The organism is Streptomyces sp. NPDC107538 (assembly GCF_055657445.1).
The window spans coordinates 222,682-239,694 of record NZ_JBVKAY010000010.1 but is presented as its reverse complement, the minus strand read 5'-3'; the positions used below and the strand labels follow the sequence as shown (position 1 = coordinate 239,694).

The window sequence follows — 17,013 nt, the reverse complement described above, 5'->3', positions numbered from 1 at the left end:
GGAAACGTTTCGGTCAAGATGCTGCCACGCGTTTCTGTGCGGCACCGGCAAAGCCACCGACAACCGCTCTCTGCAAGGGGATTGACGGGTGTTCGGGCGGGTCCTAGCGTCTCAGAAAGCCTTTTCGGTTTCTTTTCGTTCCCGTCACTCGGTTCAGTGCCACCACCTCACCGGCCCGACCGGCGGGCCCCGCACGGCCTGCCGCGAAACAAGGGGGATCGAACATGGGGAGCACGGTCGGACCACGTGGCCGCGCGGGCCGCCTCGCCACCGGGGCCGTCGCCCTGCTCGCCGCCGCGAGCCTGGTCACCGCCTGCGGGTCGGGCGACGGCGGCTCGGACGGCGGCGGAGGCGGCGGCGCGGCGAACGCCACCGGCACCGACGACGGCGCCACGCTCACGATGTGGACCCGCGCCGCGACCCGGCCGCAGAGCGAGGCCCTGGTCAAGGCGTACAACGCGAGCCACAAGAACAAGGTCGAGCTGACCGTCGTCCCCACCGACGACTACCAGGCCAAGGTCGGCGCCGCCGCCGGTTCCCAGGACCTGCCCGACCTGTTCGCCTCCGACGTGGTCTTCGTCCCCAACTACACCTCCAGCAACCTCTTCGCCGACCTCACCGAACGCATCGACGCCCTGCCCTTCGCCGGGAAGCTGGCCCAGTCGCACATCAAGGCCGGTACGTACGAGGACAGGAAGTACGTGGTGCCGCACACCCTCGACCTGTCGGTGCTCTTCTACAACAAGGACCTCTACCGCGAGGCGAAGCTCGACCCCGGGAAGCCGCCCACGACCCTGGCCGAGTGGGACGAGCAGGCCCGCGCGGTGGACGCGCTCGGCGGGGACGTCAACGGCACCTTCTTCGGCGGCAACTGCGGTGGCTGCGGTGTCTTCACCTGGTGGCCGTCCATCTGGGCCGCGGGCGAGGAGGTCCTCAACGACGACGGCACCGAGGCGGAACTGGCCTCCGCCACCGCCAAGAAGGTGTACGACACCTACCGGGGCTGGGTGGACGACGACATCGTGGCGCCCGGCGCGAAGGACGAGACGGGGACGACCTGGACCGGGGTGTTCCCCAAGGGCAAGGTCGGCGTCATGCCCATGCCGTCCACCACGCTCGGGCTGATGCCGAAGGACCTCGACCTCGGCGTCGCCCCCATCCCCGGCCCGGACGGCGGCAAATCCACCTTCGTCGGCGGCGACGCCATCGGTATCGCCGCGACCAGCGAGAAGGCCGACCAGGCCTGGAACTTCCTCGCCTGGACCCTCGGCGACAAGGCCCAGGTCGATGTCGTCGCCGCGCACAAGGACGTCGTGGCCCGCACCGACCTGGCGTCCAACAAGCACTCCGACGCCGACCCCCGGCTCGTCACCATCAACGAACTCGTCGCCGACGGGCGGACCCCGTACGCGCTGAAGTTCGGCCAGACCTTCAACGACCCCAACGGGCCCTGGCTGACGCTGATGCGCGACGCGGTCTTCGGCGACGGGACGTCCGTGGACAAGGACAACGAGGCCGTCAGCAAGTCCCTCGCCGACTGAGCACGACACCCGGGGCACCGCCACGACCGGATGACCACGACACCCCGGCCGGCGCCGCGACCGTCAACGGAGGAGAGGCATGCAGGTGAAGGTGGCCGAGTCCGCGCCGACCGCGCACCGGGCCCGGCCGGAACACCGGGGCCGTCCGCCACGCGCGGCGGCGCCCCGGTGGCGGTCCCGCAAGGCCCAGGGGCTCGCCTACGCCGCCCCCACCGCCGTGTTCGTCCTCGTCTTCTTCGTCCTGCCTCTCCTCCTCGTCGGACAGATGTCGCTCAACGACTGGCCCCTGCTCACCGGCGACCGGGGCGTCAACGCCCCCGAGAACTACACCGACATCACCGACGCCCCGCTGTTCTGGCCCGCCGTCCGCTTCACGCTCCTCTACACCGGTGTCGTCACCGTCGTCCTCCTCGGCCTGGCGCTGCTGCTCGCCCTGCTCGTCCAGGAGTCACGGCCGGCCGCCGGTTTCTACCGCACGGTGTACTTCCTGCCCGGCGCCCTCGGACTGGCCTCCGCCTCGCTGCTCTTCTGGGGCCTGTACAGCCCGACCACCGGGCCGCTGAGCGACATCCTGCGAGGGCTCGGTCTCGCCGACGACGAGGTGTCGTTCCTCGGTACGCCGACCGCCGCGCTGCTCTCCACGGTGTTCCTCATCGTGTGGAAGTTCGCCGGGTTCTACATGCTGATCCTGCTCGTGGGCCTGCAACGCGTCCCGCACGAGGTGTACGAGGCGGCGCGCATGGACGGCGCGAGCCGAGCCCAGATCTTCCGCTCGATCACGCTGCCCCTGCTGCGTCCGTCCCTCGCGCTCACCCTGCTCCTGTGCGTGACCGGATCGCTGCTCGCCTTCGACCAGTTCTTCATCCTCACCAAGGGCGGCCCCGACAACAGCACCGTCACCGTCGTGCAGTTGATCTACCGCGAGGCCTTCCAGCGCCTGGACCTCGGCACCGCCGCCGCCCTGTCGATCCTCGTGCTGGCCGTGCTGCTCCTGCTCAACGCCCTCCAGTTCCGCGGTCTGCGCCGCGCCGACGAGCAATGAGACCTCAGGAGAGGGGATCCGTCGTGCTGTCCCGCGCCCTCGGCCGTACGCCGTACCACGTCGTCGCCGGCGGACTGGCCGTCATCTTCCTCTTCCCGCTGCTGTGGAACACCTGGGCGTCGGTCAGCCCCCAGCCCGGCACCGCGCAGGAATCGGGGTACGGACTCGGCAACTACCGGACACTGCTGGAGTACGACGCGGGCCTGTGGCAGTACCTGCTCAACAGCACGCTCGTGTCGGCACTGACCGTCGCCCTCACCCTCGGGGTGTCCCTGCTCGGCGGCTACGCCTTCGCCCGCTTCGACTTCCCCGGCAAGAACCTGCTGTTCCTGCTGACCCTGGCCATCCTGATGGTCCCGTACGCCACCCTGCTCATCCCGCTCTATGTGCTGCTCGGCAGGCTGCAGCTGCAGAACTCGCTGATCGGGCTGAGTCTGGTGCTCGCGATGTTCCAACTGCCGTTCGCCACCTTTATGATGCGGATCTCCTTCGAGGCGGTACCGCGTGAACTGGAGGAGTCGGCGCTCGTCGACGGCTGCGGCACGGCGGGCGCGCTGCGCCGGGTGCTGCTTCCGGCGGTACGGCCGGGGCTGATCACCGTGGGGCTGTTCGCGTTCCTCGCGGCCTGGAACGACTTCATCGCGCCCCTGATCCTCATCTCCGACAGCGAGAAGGCGCCGCTGCCGCTGGCCGTCGCCAATCTGCGGCAGCAGAGCATGGGCGCCGTCGACTACGGCGCGACCGAGGCGGGCGTGGTGGTCCTCGCCGTGCCCTGTCTGCTCCTCTTCCTCCTGCTGCAACGGCACTACGTACGGGGCTTCATGTCGGGTGCGCTGAAGGGCTGACGATCCCAAGGAGAGGCATCAATTGGTGAGCGAGAACCGAGAGTTGTCGACCGTGCTGCCCGTGGCCCCGACCCAGGGACGGCTGCGTCCCCTGGGTCTGGACGAGGTCAGGATCACCGGCGGTTTCTGGGCCCGGCGCCGGGAGGTCAACGCCACGGCCACCCTCGCGCACTGCCGTGACTGGATGGAACGCGTCGGCTGGACGGGCAACTTCCGGGCCGTCGCCGAAGGGCGCATCGAACGCGACCGGCGCGGCAGGGAGTTCGCGGACTCCGAGATCTACAAACTCCTCGAAGCGATGGCCTGGCAGTCCGGCACCGGCACCGGCACCGGCACCGACGCCGCGCTCGACCAGGACATCGCCGCCCTCACCGAGGCCGTCGCATCCGCCCAGGAAGGGGACGGCTACCTCAACACCGCCTTCGGCCACCCCGGACAGCCGCCCCGCTACAGCGACCTCGAATGGGGTCACGAACTGTACTGCTACGGGTTCCTGATCCAGGCGGGCATCGCCCAGGCCCGCACCCGTGGCGAGGGAGAGCTGACGAAGGTCGCCCGACGCGCCGCCGACCATGTCTGCGCCACGTTCGGCCGGGGCGGGATCGAGAGCGTCTGCGGCCATGCGGAGATCGAGACGGCCCTGGTGGAACTGGCGCGTCTGACGGGCGAGCAGCGCTACCTCGACCAGGCCGCGCTGTTCATCGACCGCCGAGGCCGAGGCACCCTCGCCGACGGCGAGTTCGGCCGCGTCTACCACCAGGACGACACACCCGTACGCGAGGCCACCGTCCTGCGCGGCCACGCCGTCCGCGCCCTCTACCTGGCCGCCGGGGCGGTCGACGTGGCCGTGGAGACCGGCGACGAGGAGCTGCTCGCCGCCGTCGTACGGCAGTGGGAGGCCACCGTCGCCCGCCGCACCTACCTCACCGGCGGCATGGGCTCGCACCACCGCGACGAGGCCTTCGGCGACGACTTCGTCCTCCCGCCCGACCGCGCCTACTCGGAGACCTGCGCCGGGGTCGCCTCCGTGATGCTCGCCTGGCGGCTGCTGCTCGCCACCGGCGAACCCCGCTTCGCCGACCTCGTCGAACGGACCCTGTTCAACGTGGTCGCCACCTCCCCGGCCGGGGACGGCAGGTCCTTCTTCTACGCCAACACCCTGCACCGGCGGCACCGGGGCGTCGCACCCCCGGCGGACGTCGACAGCCCCCGCGCCGACTCGGGCCTGCGCGCCCCGTGGTTCGCCGTGTCCTGCTGCCCGACCAACGTGGCCCGGACCCTGGCCCAGCTCCCGGCCTACCTCGCGACGGCGGACGACAACGGTGTCCAACTCCACCAGTACGCCGACGCCGACCTCGCCACCACCCTCACCGGCGGCCGGGGCGTCGCCCTGCGGGTCCGCACCGACTACCCCTCCGGCGGGAGCGTGACCGTCCGGATCGTCCGCGCCCCGGCCGCCCCCTGGACCCTGTCCCTGCGGGTGCCCGCCTGGGCCACGGGCGCCCCCGCCCTGCTGGTCGACCCCGACGGCACCCGCCGCCCGGCAGCCCCGGGCACGGCGGCCCTCACCCGGGTCTTCCGGCCCGGTGACGAGGTACGCCTCGACCTCCCGGTCGCCCCGCGCTGGATCCACGCCGACCCCCGCGTCGACGCCGTACGCGGCACGGTCGCCGTCCAGCGCGGCCCGCTCGTGTACTGCGCAGAGTCCGTCGACCTCCCGGCGGGGCACGAGGTCGACGCGGTACGGGTGGACACGTCCGTCGAGCCCCAGGACGGGCCGGACGGTGCCGAGGGCATGGGCGGCACGGTCGTCGTCGCCGGAGAGATCGCCGTACGCGCGGAACGGGACGAGGCGGCCTGGCCGTACGAGCCGCTGGGCCACCCCGGCGAACAGCGGCCCGCCGAGCCCGCTGAGCCCGCTGAGCCCGCTGAGCCCGCCGCGATCGTCCTCGTGCCCTATCACTCCTGGGCCGACCGGGGTCCGTCGACCATGCGGGTGTGGCTGCCGACGGGGGAGGCGAGGTAGGTATGCGCGGACCACGAAGACCTCGGCGGTCATGGGGACGGCGGCAGCGCGGCGCCCTGGCCGGAGCGCTGGCCGTCGGGCTGCTCGTCACGCTCGCCGCCGCCGTACCGGCCGAGGCGGACAACTCGGCGGTCGGGTACCCGGTCTACACCGGATCGGCGGACCCCGTACCGGAGTTGCCCGCCGGCTTCACGGTCCGCCGCACGATGCGCGCCCAGTACGACGCGGACCGCCGGGCCGGGAACGGCACCGACTTCTGGATGGACCGGATGCTGGCCCGCAAGGGCGACGACCCGGCGGGGGACTGGCTGTTCACCCGGGGCCGGGCGGTGTTCATGAAGGAGCACGACCCGGCGCCGCTCGGCTTCGGCGGCAAGGTCGCGTACTGGGAGAGCATCGACAACCGGTCCGCGTACACGGTCGACCTGGTCGTGGACGGGGAACGGCTCACCCTCAGCGAGGACATCGACTCCCGTACGCAGACGCCCAGTCACTGGCGCAGCGAGTTCACCCACGCGGCGACCGGGCTGAAGGTCGCGCAGACCAAGTTCATCACCGACGCCAATGTCGCCGTGACGAACCTGGCCCTCACCAACACGGGCTCCGCGAGCCGCGCGCTCACCCTGCGCGCCTCCTCCCCGTACACCGCGACTCCGGAGGGACGCGAACTCACCGGCGCGGTGCCCGCGAAGAACAACCTCACGACCCTCTTCCCCCGGCTGAGCGGCGACGGCTTCGCCCCCGAGGGGGCCGGGGGCGAGGCGCTCACCCGCACCCTCACCGTCCCGGCGGGCCGCACCCTCACCACCAAGGTCCAACTCGGCTTCGTCACCGAGGAGATCACCGAATCCCGGACCGCGTACGACTCCGTGCGGAAGGAGTCCCCGGGTGCCGCGTTCCGCCGGCACGTCCAGGCCTACAACCGCTGGTGGGCCGAGAACCTGCCGTTCATGGACCTCCCGGACGACAACATCGAGAAGACGCTCTACTACCGCTGGTGGCTGCTGCGGTACAACTACCTCGACGCCGACATCCCGGGCAGCGACTACCAGTTCCCCACCTCCATGGAGGGCGTGCTCGGCTACAACAACGCCATCGCGCTGACCGTCGGCATGTTCGTCGACGACCTCAAGTACCTGCGCGATCCGAGCTACGCGTACGGGCCCTGGGTGTCGGCCGGAGAGGTGTCGAAGAGCGGCAAGTACTCCGACAATCCCGGCGACCCCGAGAACTGGTCCAACAGCTACACCCAGTACATCTCCGAGGCCGCCTGGCGCTCCTACCAGGTGCACGGCGGCCCGGACGGCATCCCGCGCAACCTCGCCCGGTACGCGGAGAAGGACGTCAAGGGCCAGCTGGCGGCCTACGACCACGACGGCAACGGGCTGATCGAGTACGACTGGGGCGCCATGACCGGCAACGACGCCGACGCGGTGTCGTTCGACTGGAAACCGGGGAACCTGGACCGCGCCGAGTCGGCGTACGTCTACAGCAACGCCACGGCGGCGGCCCGCGCGTACGACGTGCTCGGTGAGGACGCCAAGGCCGAGGAGATGCGGGGCATCGCGCGGCGGGTCAAGGACGCGGTCCTCGAACACCTCTGGGACCCGGACGACAAGCTGCTCAAGCACCGGCATGTGGCCAGTGACAGCCTGGTGCCGTGGAAGGAGATCAACAACTACTACCCGTACAGCGTGGGCCTGATGCCCACACCGGACGAGGACCCGCAGTACCTCGAAGCGCTGCGGCTGTGGGCGGACGCCGAGCAGTACCCCGTCTTCCCGTTCTTCACCGCCAACCAGGCCGACAAGGCGGAGGCGGCCGAGCAGGGGCATCCGGGCAGCAACAACTTCTCCGTCATCAACTCCACGGTCACCTTCCGTTTCCTCTCCTCGGTGCTGCGGAAGTACCCCAACCGGTACATCGACCGCACCTGGTACAAGAAACTGCTCTCCTGGAACGCCTGGGCCCACTACGTCGACGGTGACAACCGGTGGCCCGACCAGAACGAGTTCTGGGCCGACGGCAGTGCCGACCCGCAGAAGATCGGCTACCGCTCCTGGATCCACCACACCATCCTCGGCACCACCAACTGGACCGTGATCGAGGACGCGATGGGCTTCCGGCCACGCGACGACCGGAAGATCGAGCTGTCCCCGATCGACGTCGACTGGCCGCACTTCGCCGTCACGGACATCAACTACCGGGGCACCGACGTGGCGGTGATCTGGGACGAGCCGGGCGACGGGAAGCGGCCCTACGGACGGCAGGTCCCCGAGGGCTACTCCCTCTATCTCGACGGCCGCCTCGCCCTCACCGCCGACCGGCTCACCCGTCTCGTCTACGACCCCGTCACACGGAAGGTGACCTTCCCGGACGGGGGAGGGGCCAAGGCCCGGACCACCGGGCTGCGGACGGCCGTCGCGGCACCGCAGGACGTCGGGTACGGCCGGAAGGACCGGGTCACCGACCTGTTCGCCAAGGCCGGCCGTGACCTGACCGGCACGGCCACGGAGAACCTCGCCGCCGGTGCCACCGCCCGCGCCTCCCACGAGGCCGACGGGCGGGGCGTGGCCGGGGCGGTCGACGGATTCACCGTCAACGAACCCCACTGGGGCGCGCGCGGCTCGGGGAATGCCGAGGACTGGTACGAGGTCGACTTCGGGCGGGAGCGGCGGGTCGACGACGTCCGGCTGTACTTCTCCAGCGACAAACGGCCGGGCGGCTACGCCGAACCAGCCCTCTACACCGTGCAGTACGAGGACGGCGACGGGCGGTGGAAGGACGTCTCCCGGCCCGCGAAGACCCCCGTCTACCCCCGGGCCAATCTCAACCAGGTGCGCTTCAAGAAGGTGACGACGCGCAAACTCCGGGTGCTGATGCGGCACCGGGACGGGCACACCAGCGGGCTGAAGGAGTTCCAGGCGTTCGACACGGGTGTCCGGCCGCCGGCGTCCCGCAACCACGCGCCCTACGTCGAGGCATGGCGGGACACCACGTACAGCCGTCCCGGACAGGTGCGGCTCACGGGCATCGTCGAGGACGACGGTCTCCCGGAGCGGAAGCTGTCCGCCGGGTGGAGGGCGACGGACGGCCCGGACGGCGGGACGGTCATCTTCGACGACCCGAGCGCGTCCTCGACCGTCGCGCGCTTCACCGCGGCCGGTACCTACACCCTCGAACTCACCGCCACCGACGGCTCGTCGACGACGTCGAAGAAGGTCGTGGTCGAGGCGGAGGGGCTGTCCGGCGGGCAGGTGAACGTGGCGCCCTTCGCGACCCCCACCGCCTCCTACACCTCCGGCTGGGAGTCCGTGGCCGCGATCAACGACGGCCGCGAACCCGCCTCGTCCTCCGACGCCCCGCGCTGGGGAAGCTGGCCGCAGAAGGGCACCCAGTGGGTCCAGTACACCTGGGCGGACCCGGTCCGCGTGGACGGTTCCGACCTGTACTTCTTCCGCGACGCCCAGCCCGGCGCGGGCGACGGGGTCGGGGTCCCGGCGTCCTGGGTCATCGAGTACCGCGACGGCGACACCTGGCGGGAGGTCGCCTCACCCAGCGGCTACGGCACCGCCGAGGACGCCTACAACCGGACCACCTTCACCCCCGTCACCACGACCGCCCTGCGCGCCCGGCTCACCGGGCATCCGAACCTCGCCCTCGGCGTCCAGGAGTGGAAGGTGTACGCGGAGACACCGGAGGCCGTGCGCGAGGTCCACGTCCCCACCCCGCGCGGCACGGTCCCGGAACTCCCCGGCGAGGTCACGCTCGTGTACGCGGACGGCACCACGGCCCGCTCGCCCGTCGTCTGGCCCGCCCTCACCGAGGAGCAGGTCGCCGAGGGCGGCACGAGTCTGCGCGTCACCGGGATCGCCGAACGCGCCGCGCGACCCGTCACCGCGACCGTGTGGGTACGCCAGACGGACGCCGTGGAGATCACCAGCGTGGCCGAGGAACGGGTCACCACCCCGGCCGGGCGGCCGCCCACCCTCCCGGCGACCGTCGTCGCCACCTTCAACGACGGCTCCAAGGACAGCCGGGTCGAGGTCGACTGGGACCCGGTGGAACCGGAACGGTACGCCGAACCCGGCACGTTCGAGGTCACGGGGGCCGTGGCGGGCACGACCTACCGGGCCACCGCCACGGTCACCGTGACGGGGCTGGCTCATGCAGGGGCGAAGCCCCTGCTTTGAGGGGCGCGGGGAACTGCGCGACCAGCCACACACCAGCCGCACCCGACGACACACGTCTCCCCCCACCCACCCGACAACCCACGATCGGAGTCCACGGCATGTCTCAACCCCCCACCCGACGAACGCTGTTGACCCTCGCGGCCGGAGCGGCGGCAGCCACCCCGCTCGTCCAGACCGCCTCCCTCGCCCACGCCACCCCGGCCGCCCAAGAAACCGCCCAAGCCGCCGCACGGCCCCTCGCGGCCCCGTCACCCACCCCCACCACCTGGTCCGTCCACCCCTTCCCCCTGGACCAAGTCACCCTCGGCGAGGGCGTGTTCCGCGCCAAGCGCGACCTGATGCTGAACTACGCCCGCTCCTACCCCGCCGACCGCATCCTGGCGGTGTTCCGCGCCAACGCCGGTCTCGACACCCGTGGCGCCCGGCCGCCCGGCGGCTGGGAGACCGCCGACGGCAATCTGCGCGGCCACTACGGCGGCCACTTCCTCACCCTCATAGCCCAGGCGTACGCGGACACCCGGGAGGCGGCCCTCAAGACCAAGCTGGACTACCTGGTCGGCACGCTGGGCGAGTGCCAGACGGCGCTGGCGGAGCGCGGCAACCCGAGACCGAGTCACCCCGGCTTCCTGGCGGCGTACCCGGAGACGCAGTTCATCCTGCTGGAGAGCTACACGACGTACCCCACCATCTGGGCGCCCTACTACACCTGCCACAAGATCATGCGGGGCCTCCTCGACGCCCACACCCTGGCGGGCAACGCCCAGGCCCTCACCGTCGCCGCGAAGATGGGCGACTGGGTGCACAGCAGGCTCGGCGGGCTGCCCAAGGCGCAGCTGGACCGCATGTGGTCGATCTACATCGCCGGTGAGTACGGCGGGATGAACGAGGTGATGGCGGACCTCCACGCCCTGACCGGCAAGGCGGAACACCTCGCCGCCGCCCGCTGCTTCGACAACACCGCGCTGCTCGACGCCTGCGCCCAGGACCGCGACATCCTCGACGGGCGGCACGCCAACCAGCACATCCCGCAGTTCACCGGCTATCTGCGGCTGTACGACGAGACGGGGGAGGAGCGGTACGCCGAGGCCGCGCGGAACTTCTGGGGCATGGTCGTCGGGCCCCGGACGTACAGCCTGGGCGGCACGGGACAGGGCGAGATGTTCAAGGCGCGGGGCGCGATCGCGGCCACGCTGGACGACAAGAACGCCGAGACCTGCGCGACGTACAACATGCTGAAGCTGAGCCGGCAGCTGTTCTTCCGGGAGCCGGACGCAGCGCACATGGACTACTACGAGCGGGGGCTGACCAACCACATCCTCGCCTCCCGCCGGGACACGGCGAGCACGGGCAGCCCGGAGGTCACCTACTTCGTGGGGATGGGCCCGGGGGTGGTGCGCGAGTACGGCAACACCGGCACCTGCTGCGGCGGCACGGGCATGGAGAACCACACCAAGTACCAGGACTCGGTGTACTTCCGCTCCGCCGACGGCGGCGCGCTGTATGTGAACCTCTACCTCGCCTCGACCCTGCGGTGGCCGGAGCGCGGGCTCGTGCTCGACCAGACCAGCGCCTATCCGGCCGAGGGGGTGCGCACCCTGACGTTCCGGGAGGGCGGGGGCACGTTCGAGCTGCGGTTGCGGGTGCCGTCCTGGGCCACGGCCGGCTTCACCGTGACGGTCAACGGGGTGCGGCAGCGGGTCGAGGCGGTGCCCGGGTCGTACCTCACGCTCAGCCGGACCTGGCGGCGCGGCGACCGGGTCGGGATCTCCGCGCCGTACCGGCTGCGGGTGGAGCGGGCGTCGGACGATCCCACGGTCCAGTCGGTGTTCTTCGGACCGCTGCTGCTGGTCGCGCAGAGCGCGGAGGCCGGGTTCCGGAGCTTCTCCTTCTACAAGGACTTCACCCTGCGCGGCGACCTCGCGGACGTGATCCGCCCCGAGGGCAGACCGCTGCACTTCACCACGCACGGGCTGACCCTCGCACCGTTCTTCGCGGGCAACGACCTCCGGTACCACGCCTACTTCAGACGGTCCGAGCCCGTCGTCGTGTTCGGTACGGCGGCCTCCGGGGTCCCGAACCGGACCCGGGGCGACGGTCTGACGTTCCTCGACGTGCTCTGGGCGCAGGCGCCCTTCGCGACGTCCGAGGCCTTCGTGCGGGCGGTGCGCGCCCTCGCCGACGCGTGGGTGGCCGAGGGACGGTTCACCGCCGCCGAGCGGGACGCCGTGGTCGCGGCGGCGGTGCGGGCGGGCCTGAGGCGCTGACCCTGCGCGAAGGGTTGACGTGTACGGGACGAGATGGGTTTATGGGAGCGCTCCCATAGTGCTCCCAAAGTGCTCCCATGGGGCTTTTACGCTCCATGGCCGCAGCACTCCCACACCTTTCCATGCCTGACCTTCTCGGCGCCCACCCCCACTTGGAGTCGCAGTGAGAACTGGAAGAAGCCCCCTGGGCACCCTCCTGGCCGCCCTCGCGAGCCTGATCGCGCTCACCCTCCTCGGCGTCCTCGCCCCGGCCGTCGCCCTGGCCCAGTCCGCGCCCGAGGTCCGGGCCACCGGACTGCACATCGCCGACGGCCGGTTGCTGGAGGCCAACGGCAACGACTTCGTGATGCGCGGCGTCAACCACGCCCACACCTGGTACCCGGGCGAGACCCAGTCGCTGGCCGACATCAAGGCACTGGGCGCCAACACCGTCCGCGTCGTCCTCTCCGACGGGCACCGCTGGACGAGGAACAGCCCCGCCGACGTGGCGAACGTCGTCGCCCAGTGCAAGGCCAACCGGCTCATCTGCGTCCTGGAGGTGCACGACACCACCGGATACGGCGAGGAGGCCGCCGCCGGGACCCTCGACCACGCCGCCGACTACTGGATCAGCCTCAAGGACGTCCTCGCCGGCGAGGAGAACTACGTCATCGTCAACATCGGCAACGAGCCCTGGGGCAACACCAACCCCGAGGGCTGGACCGCCCCCACCAAGGCCGCCGTGCAGAAGCTGCGGGCCGCGGGCTTCGAGCACACGATCATGGTGGACGCGCCCAACTGGGGCCAGGACTGGCAGGGCGTCATGCGCGCCAACGCCCAGTCCGTGTACGACGCCGACACCACCGGCAACCTGATCTTCTCGATCCACATGTACAGCGTCTTCGACACGGCCGCGGAGATCACCGACTATCTGGGCGCCTTCGTGAACGCGCAACTCCCCATTCTCATCGGCGAGTTCGGCGGACCCGCCGACCAGTGGGGCGATCCGGACGAGGACACCATGATGGCCACCGCCGAGCAACTGGACCTCGGCTACCTCGCGTGGTCGTGGAGCGGCAACACCGACCCGATCCTCGACCTGTCGATCGGCTTCGACCCCACGCAGTTGAGCGCCTGGGGCCGGCGCATCTTCAACGGCGCCAACGGCATCGCGCAGACCGCGAAGGAGGCCACGGTCTTCGGTGGCGGCACCCCGGGCGACACCCAGGCCCCGACCGCCCCCGGCACCCCCACCGCCTCGGCGGTGACGGCGACCTCGGCCACGCTCTCCTGGACGGCCGCCACCGACAACGTCGGCGTCACCGGCTACGACGTCGTCCGGGTCAGCGGCTCCACCGAGACCAGGCTCGCGGCCTCCACCACCAACTCCGCCACCCTGACCGGCCTCACCGCCGACACGGCGTACACCTTCGCCGTCTACGCCCGCGACGCCGCCGGGAACCGGTCGAACCGCTCGGCCACGGTGAACGTCACCACGGACGAGGGCGGCTCCACCCCCACCGGGAACTGCGCGGTCACCTACCGGGCCACCAACGAATGGCAGGGCGGCTTCCAGGGCGAGATCGTCATCCGCAACACCGGCACCACCGCCGTCAGCGGCTGGACCCTGGCCTTCACCTTCGCGGGCGGCCAGACCGTCACCAACATGTGGGGCGGGACCGCCACCCAGAGCGGTGGCGCGGTGAGCGTGAAGCCCGTCTCGTACACCAACACCATCCCGGCCGCCGGTTCCGTGACGGTCGGGTTCATCGGCAGCAAGGGAGCGACCAACCCCGCACCGGCCGCCTTCACCCTCAACGGGGCGTCCTGCGCGAGCAGTTGACCGCCCCGGAAGGGCAAGTGACCGGCGGGGGCCCGCTCGTGGCCCCCGCCGGTCAGGTCAGCGTCGTACCAGGGTGATCCGGTACGTCCGGGTCCGCGAGCCGTCCTCACTCGTCACGGTGACGACGGCGGAGGTCCGGCCGCTCCGCTCCACGGTGACCGTCGCGTACGGGTCGCGGGCCGTCGCCGTGACCTCCGCGCCCCTCGGGTCGTCCGTGGCCACCCGGTAGGCGGTGGTGTCGGGATCGAAGGAGCTGATGGGCTTCCCGGCCACCTCGACGGCGGTGGCGGCCGCGTCCGAGGAGGTGCCGGGGGCCTTGGCGTACACCTCGATCTCGCCCAGGGTGATGTAGCCGCCCTGCCGTGCGGTCATGACCACGCGGACGCCGGTCACGGGGCCCGCGTCGAGTGGGACGTCGATGACCGGGGTGCCCTCGGTGCCGACCGGGACCGAGCCGCTCGCGTCGGTCCACGGACCGTTCTCGGCGGCCTGCACCTGCACCTTCAGGCTTTCGGGGAAGGAGACGTTGGTCCCGTCCCGGTGGAAGTGGGCGACGACCCGGGTGAGGTCGCGGGCCTCGGGAAGGCCGAAGGTGAGGGTGTCGGACGGGTTCTTGGTGCCCGACCGCCAGTTGGACCAGGCCTTCTCGGCGGTGGTGCCGTTGCGCAGCCGCTCGGCGGAGTAGCCGCTCTCGGTGTAGGTGGCGCCGACGGAGACGGCCGGATCGGTCGCGATGTTGGACTCCGAGGCCTCGGTGACCTGGACGCGTACGGTCGCCTCGGCCGTGGTGCCGCCGACGACCTCCGCCGTGCCGGACAGCGTGACGACCCCGGTCTCGTCGAACGCCCCCTCGGGCGCCGCCTCCCAGGCCACCGGGAGGGCCGTCCGGCCGCCGTGGGCGCCGATGCCGACGACCGTTGTCGGCAGTTCCGGAGCGCCGCCCACGAACGTCTTGGCACGCCCGGGGACGGTCGACGCGATGGTGTCGACGGTGACGAGGGCCTGCGCGGAGACCTTCCGGCCGAGGGCGTCCGTCGCCTCACCCGTGACGCGAACGGTCCCGGGCTTGCGCCACTTCCGGTCCGACGGCAGCTCCCACACCACGGGCAGCGAGCCGCGGGCACCGTCCGGGAACACCGGGGTCACCGTCTCCGGCAGCTTCGGCCGCAGCCCCGGGACGGTGAAGGCCTCGGCCCGCTCGGTGCGCAGCACGGTCTCGTCGGCCACCGTCCAGCGCTGGTTGGCGGCCGAGGTCGGGGTGTACGTCGACACCTTGGCGCCGTCCGCCGAGGACTGCCCGGCGACATCGACGAGGCGGCCGGTGGCGGCGTTCACGAAGGTCCAACTGCCGTCGCCCGTGGTGGACATGACCCACTGGGCGGCCTCGGGGACCTCGCCGTCGGCCGGGTCCTCCAGGACGGCCTGGTTGTCGCGTACGGCCAGCCGGCGGCCCGTGTCCGCGTTGGTGAGGGCGTAGCGCTCGCGGTTGCCGGTGCCGGAGGTCAGCTTCTCCACCGACCACAGCTGACGGGCGCTGCTCGCGTCGGTGGTGCGGATGACGACACCGGTGCCGTCCTCCGACGGGGTCAGCGACCTGCCGCTCTGCGCGCCCTGGAGGCGGTAGACGTGGTCGGGCTGGACGAGGGCGGCGTCCTTCGCCACTCCCCTGACGCCTTCGACCAGGAAGGTGGTGACGGACTTGGCGGGCACGTCGAGCGTGGCCGTACGGTCCTTCACCCGGACCGGGGTTCCCTCGACGAGGGCACCGGCGTCGCTCGTCACCACGGGCGTGACGGTGGCGCGGGAGGAGACCTTGCCGAAGCGCGACAGGTCGAGCGTGACGGAACGCGCGGTCGTACCGCTGTTGACGTGGACCACGCTGGCCGCACTGCCGGACTTCTTCACGGCGGCGACGGTGGACGGATCGTCGACCTTCACGAAGTGGTCGCCGGGACGGATGTGATGGGTGAAGTTCCGGATGGTGTGGAACTTGGAGTTGGCCCGGATCGGGCACGTCTCCAGGGTGTCCGTGGCCGTGCAGTTGAACGGGACGTGGATGCTGCCCCAGTTCTTGCCGGCCGCGGCCTGCGGGATCGAGTCCTCGATCGGCTGCCAGAACACCCAGGCGGAGGGCTCCAGTTCCCGCATGTCGTCGACCATGCGGGTGGCGATGCCGAGGCCCGGCTCCATGCCGGTGAAGTCGGTGCCGGTGCCCCAGGTGCCCTCGACCTCGCTCATCCAGAGCTTCTTGTCGGCGCCCTTGGCGATGTCCCGGGCGCTGGTGCGCATACCGGTGCCGTAGGTGTGCACATTGAGCTGGGGGACCGCGGCCCGTGCGGAGACGTCGTAGGCGTTCCAGTTCTGGGTGAAGATCGTGGGGTTGGTCTCGTCCATCGCCGAGATCTCGGCGTCGGTCTTCGCCCCTTCGAGCGCCTTGTCGAGGGCGAGGACCACCTTCTGCTGGAGCGCCGGGCCCGCGTGCGCGCCCTCCTGACGGCCGCCGGTGGGCTGGCCGTTCGCGCCGATCTGGGTGCCCCAGTAGTTGGTGTTGGGCTCGTTCAGCGGGGCGATGGTGTCGAAGTCGATGCCGTGCTCCTCTTCGAGGCGCTCGGCGACCTTCACCAGATACGTGGCGAACTCGTCGACGCGGTCCGCACGGATCTGGTCCGTGTTCGCGTCGAAGCCGCCGGAGACATAGCCGCTGACGGTCTGGAACCAGGGCGGCGAGTTGCTGAACGCCTCCCAGGTGTCGACCTTGTCCTTGCTCTGGTCCACCCACCAGCGCTGGCCCGCGTCGGCGTCCCAGTTCCAGTGGTCCGGGTCGTTCGGGTCCCACCACTCCATGTCCTGCCGGGTGGTGCCCTCCGGCGCCTTCCAGAAGCCGTCCATCGTCGCGCCGGCCTTCATGTAGTCCTTGCGGACGTCGGGGGCGTTGCCGCCGCCGATGTTGTAGCGCGCGATGGTCAGACCGAGCCCGTCCTCGCCGAACAGCATGTCGACGAGCTGTCTTCGGACGGGCTCCGGGTACGTGCCGGTGGCGTTGGCGAACCAGACCAGGCTGGTGCCCCAGCCCTCGAACTCCTGCTGCCGGTACGACGGGTCGATGCGGACGGTGACCGCGTTCGGTGCCGCGGCGGAGGCGGAGGCCGAGGCCCCGTCCGTCGCGTCCGCGCTCGCGGTGGGCGCGGCCATGAGGCTCGCGCCGAGGACCCAGGGGGCCATGGACGCCAGAGTCCGGACGATGCGGTGTCGTGAGGTCACGACACTCCTTTCCCCACCA

The 17,013-nt window shown here is 71.1% G+C and carries 8 protein-coding genes; 7 read left to right on the top strand and 1 reads right to left on the bottom strand.

The window, feature by feature from the left end; translation table 11 throughout:
* Window positions 1–224: 224 nt before the first annotated feature.
* From ACZ7MG_RS31290 to ACZ7MG_RS31260, 7 genes are all read left to right on the top strand, one after another.
* A complete protein-coding gene (locus ACZ7MG_RS31290) occupies window positions 225–1,541 on the top strand; it encodes an ABC transporter substrate-binding protein (RefSeq protein WP_471386625.1) in 1,317 nt (438 codons plus the stop codon).
* Window positions 1,542–1,620: 79 nt separating this feature from the next.
* Complete coding sequence (locus ACZ7MG_RS31285; protein WP_471386627.1) at window positions 1,621–2,583, top strand: carbohydrate ABC transporter permease; 963 nt, start codon at window positions 1,621–1,623, stop codon at window positions 2,581–2,583.
* Window positions 2,584–2,606: 23 nt separating this feature from the next.
* Window positions 2,607–3,428, top strand: a complete 822-nt coding sequence (locus ACZ7MG_RS31280; protein WP_471386630.1) for a carbohydrate ABC transporter permease — start codon at window positions 2,607–2,609, stop codon at window positions 3,426–3,428.
* A 25-nt stretch (window positions 3,429–3,453) separates the two neighbouring features.
* Window positions 3,454–5,454: a glycoside hydrolase family 127 protein gene (locus ACZ7MG_RS31275; RefSeq protein ID WP_471386633.1), complete on the top strand. Its 2,001-nt coding sequence runs from the start codon at window positions 3,454–3,456 to the stop codon at window positions 5,452–5,454.
* Between the two features lie 2 nt (window positions 5,455–5,456).
* Entirely contained in the window at window positions 5,457–9,647 is a 4,191-nt protein-coding gene (locus ACZ7MG_RS31270) for an Ig-like domain-containing protein (RefSeq protein ID WP_471386636.1), read from the top strand.
* 98 nt (window positions 9,648–9,745) lie between these two features.
* Complete coding sequence (locus ACZ7MG_RS31265; RefSeq protein WP_471386639.1) at window positions 9,746–11,911, top strand: glycoside hydrolase family 127 protein; 2,166 nt, start codon at window positions 9,746–9,748, stop codon at window positions 11,909–11,911.
* A gap of 163 nt (window positions 11,912–12,074) precedes the next feature.
* A complete protein-coding gene (locus tag ACZ7MG_RS31260) occupies window positions 12,075–13,733 on the top strand; it encodes a cellulase family glycosylhydrolase (RefSeq protein WP_471386642.1) in 1,659 nt (552 codons plus the stop codon).
* A gap of 57 nt (window positions 13,734–13,790) precedes the next feature.
* Here ACZ7MG_RS31260 and ACZ7MG_RS31255 read toward each other — a convergent pair whose 3' ends face one another.
* Window positions 13,791–16,955: a glycoside hydrolase gene (locus tag ACZ7MG_RS31255; protein WP_471387358.1), complete on the bottom strand. Its 3,165-nt coding sequence runs from the start codon at window positions 16,953–16,955 to the stop codon at window positions 13,791–13,793.
* Between the last annotated feature and the right edge of the window lie 58 nt (window positions 16,956–17,013).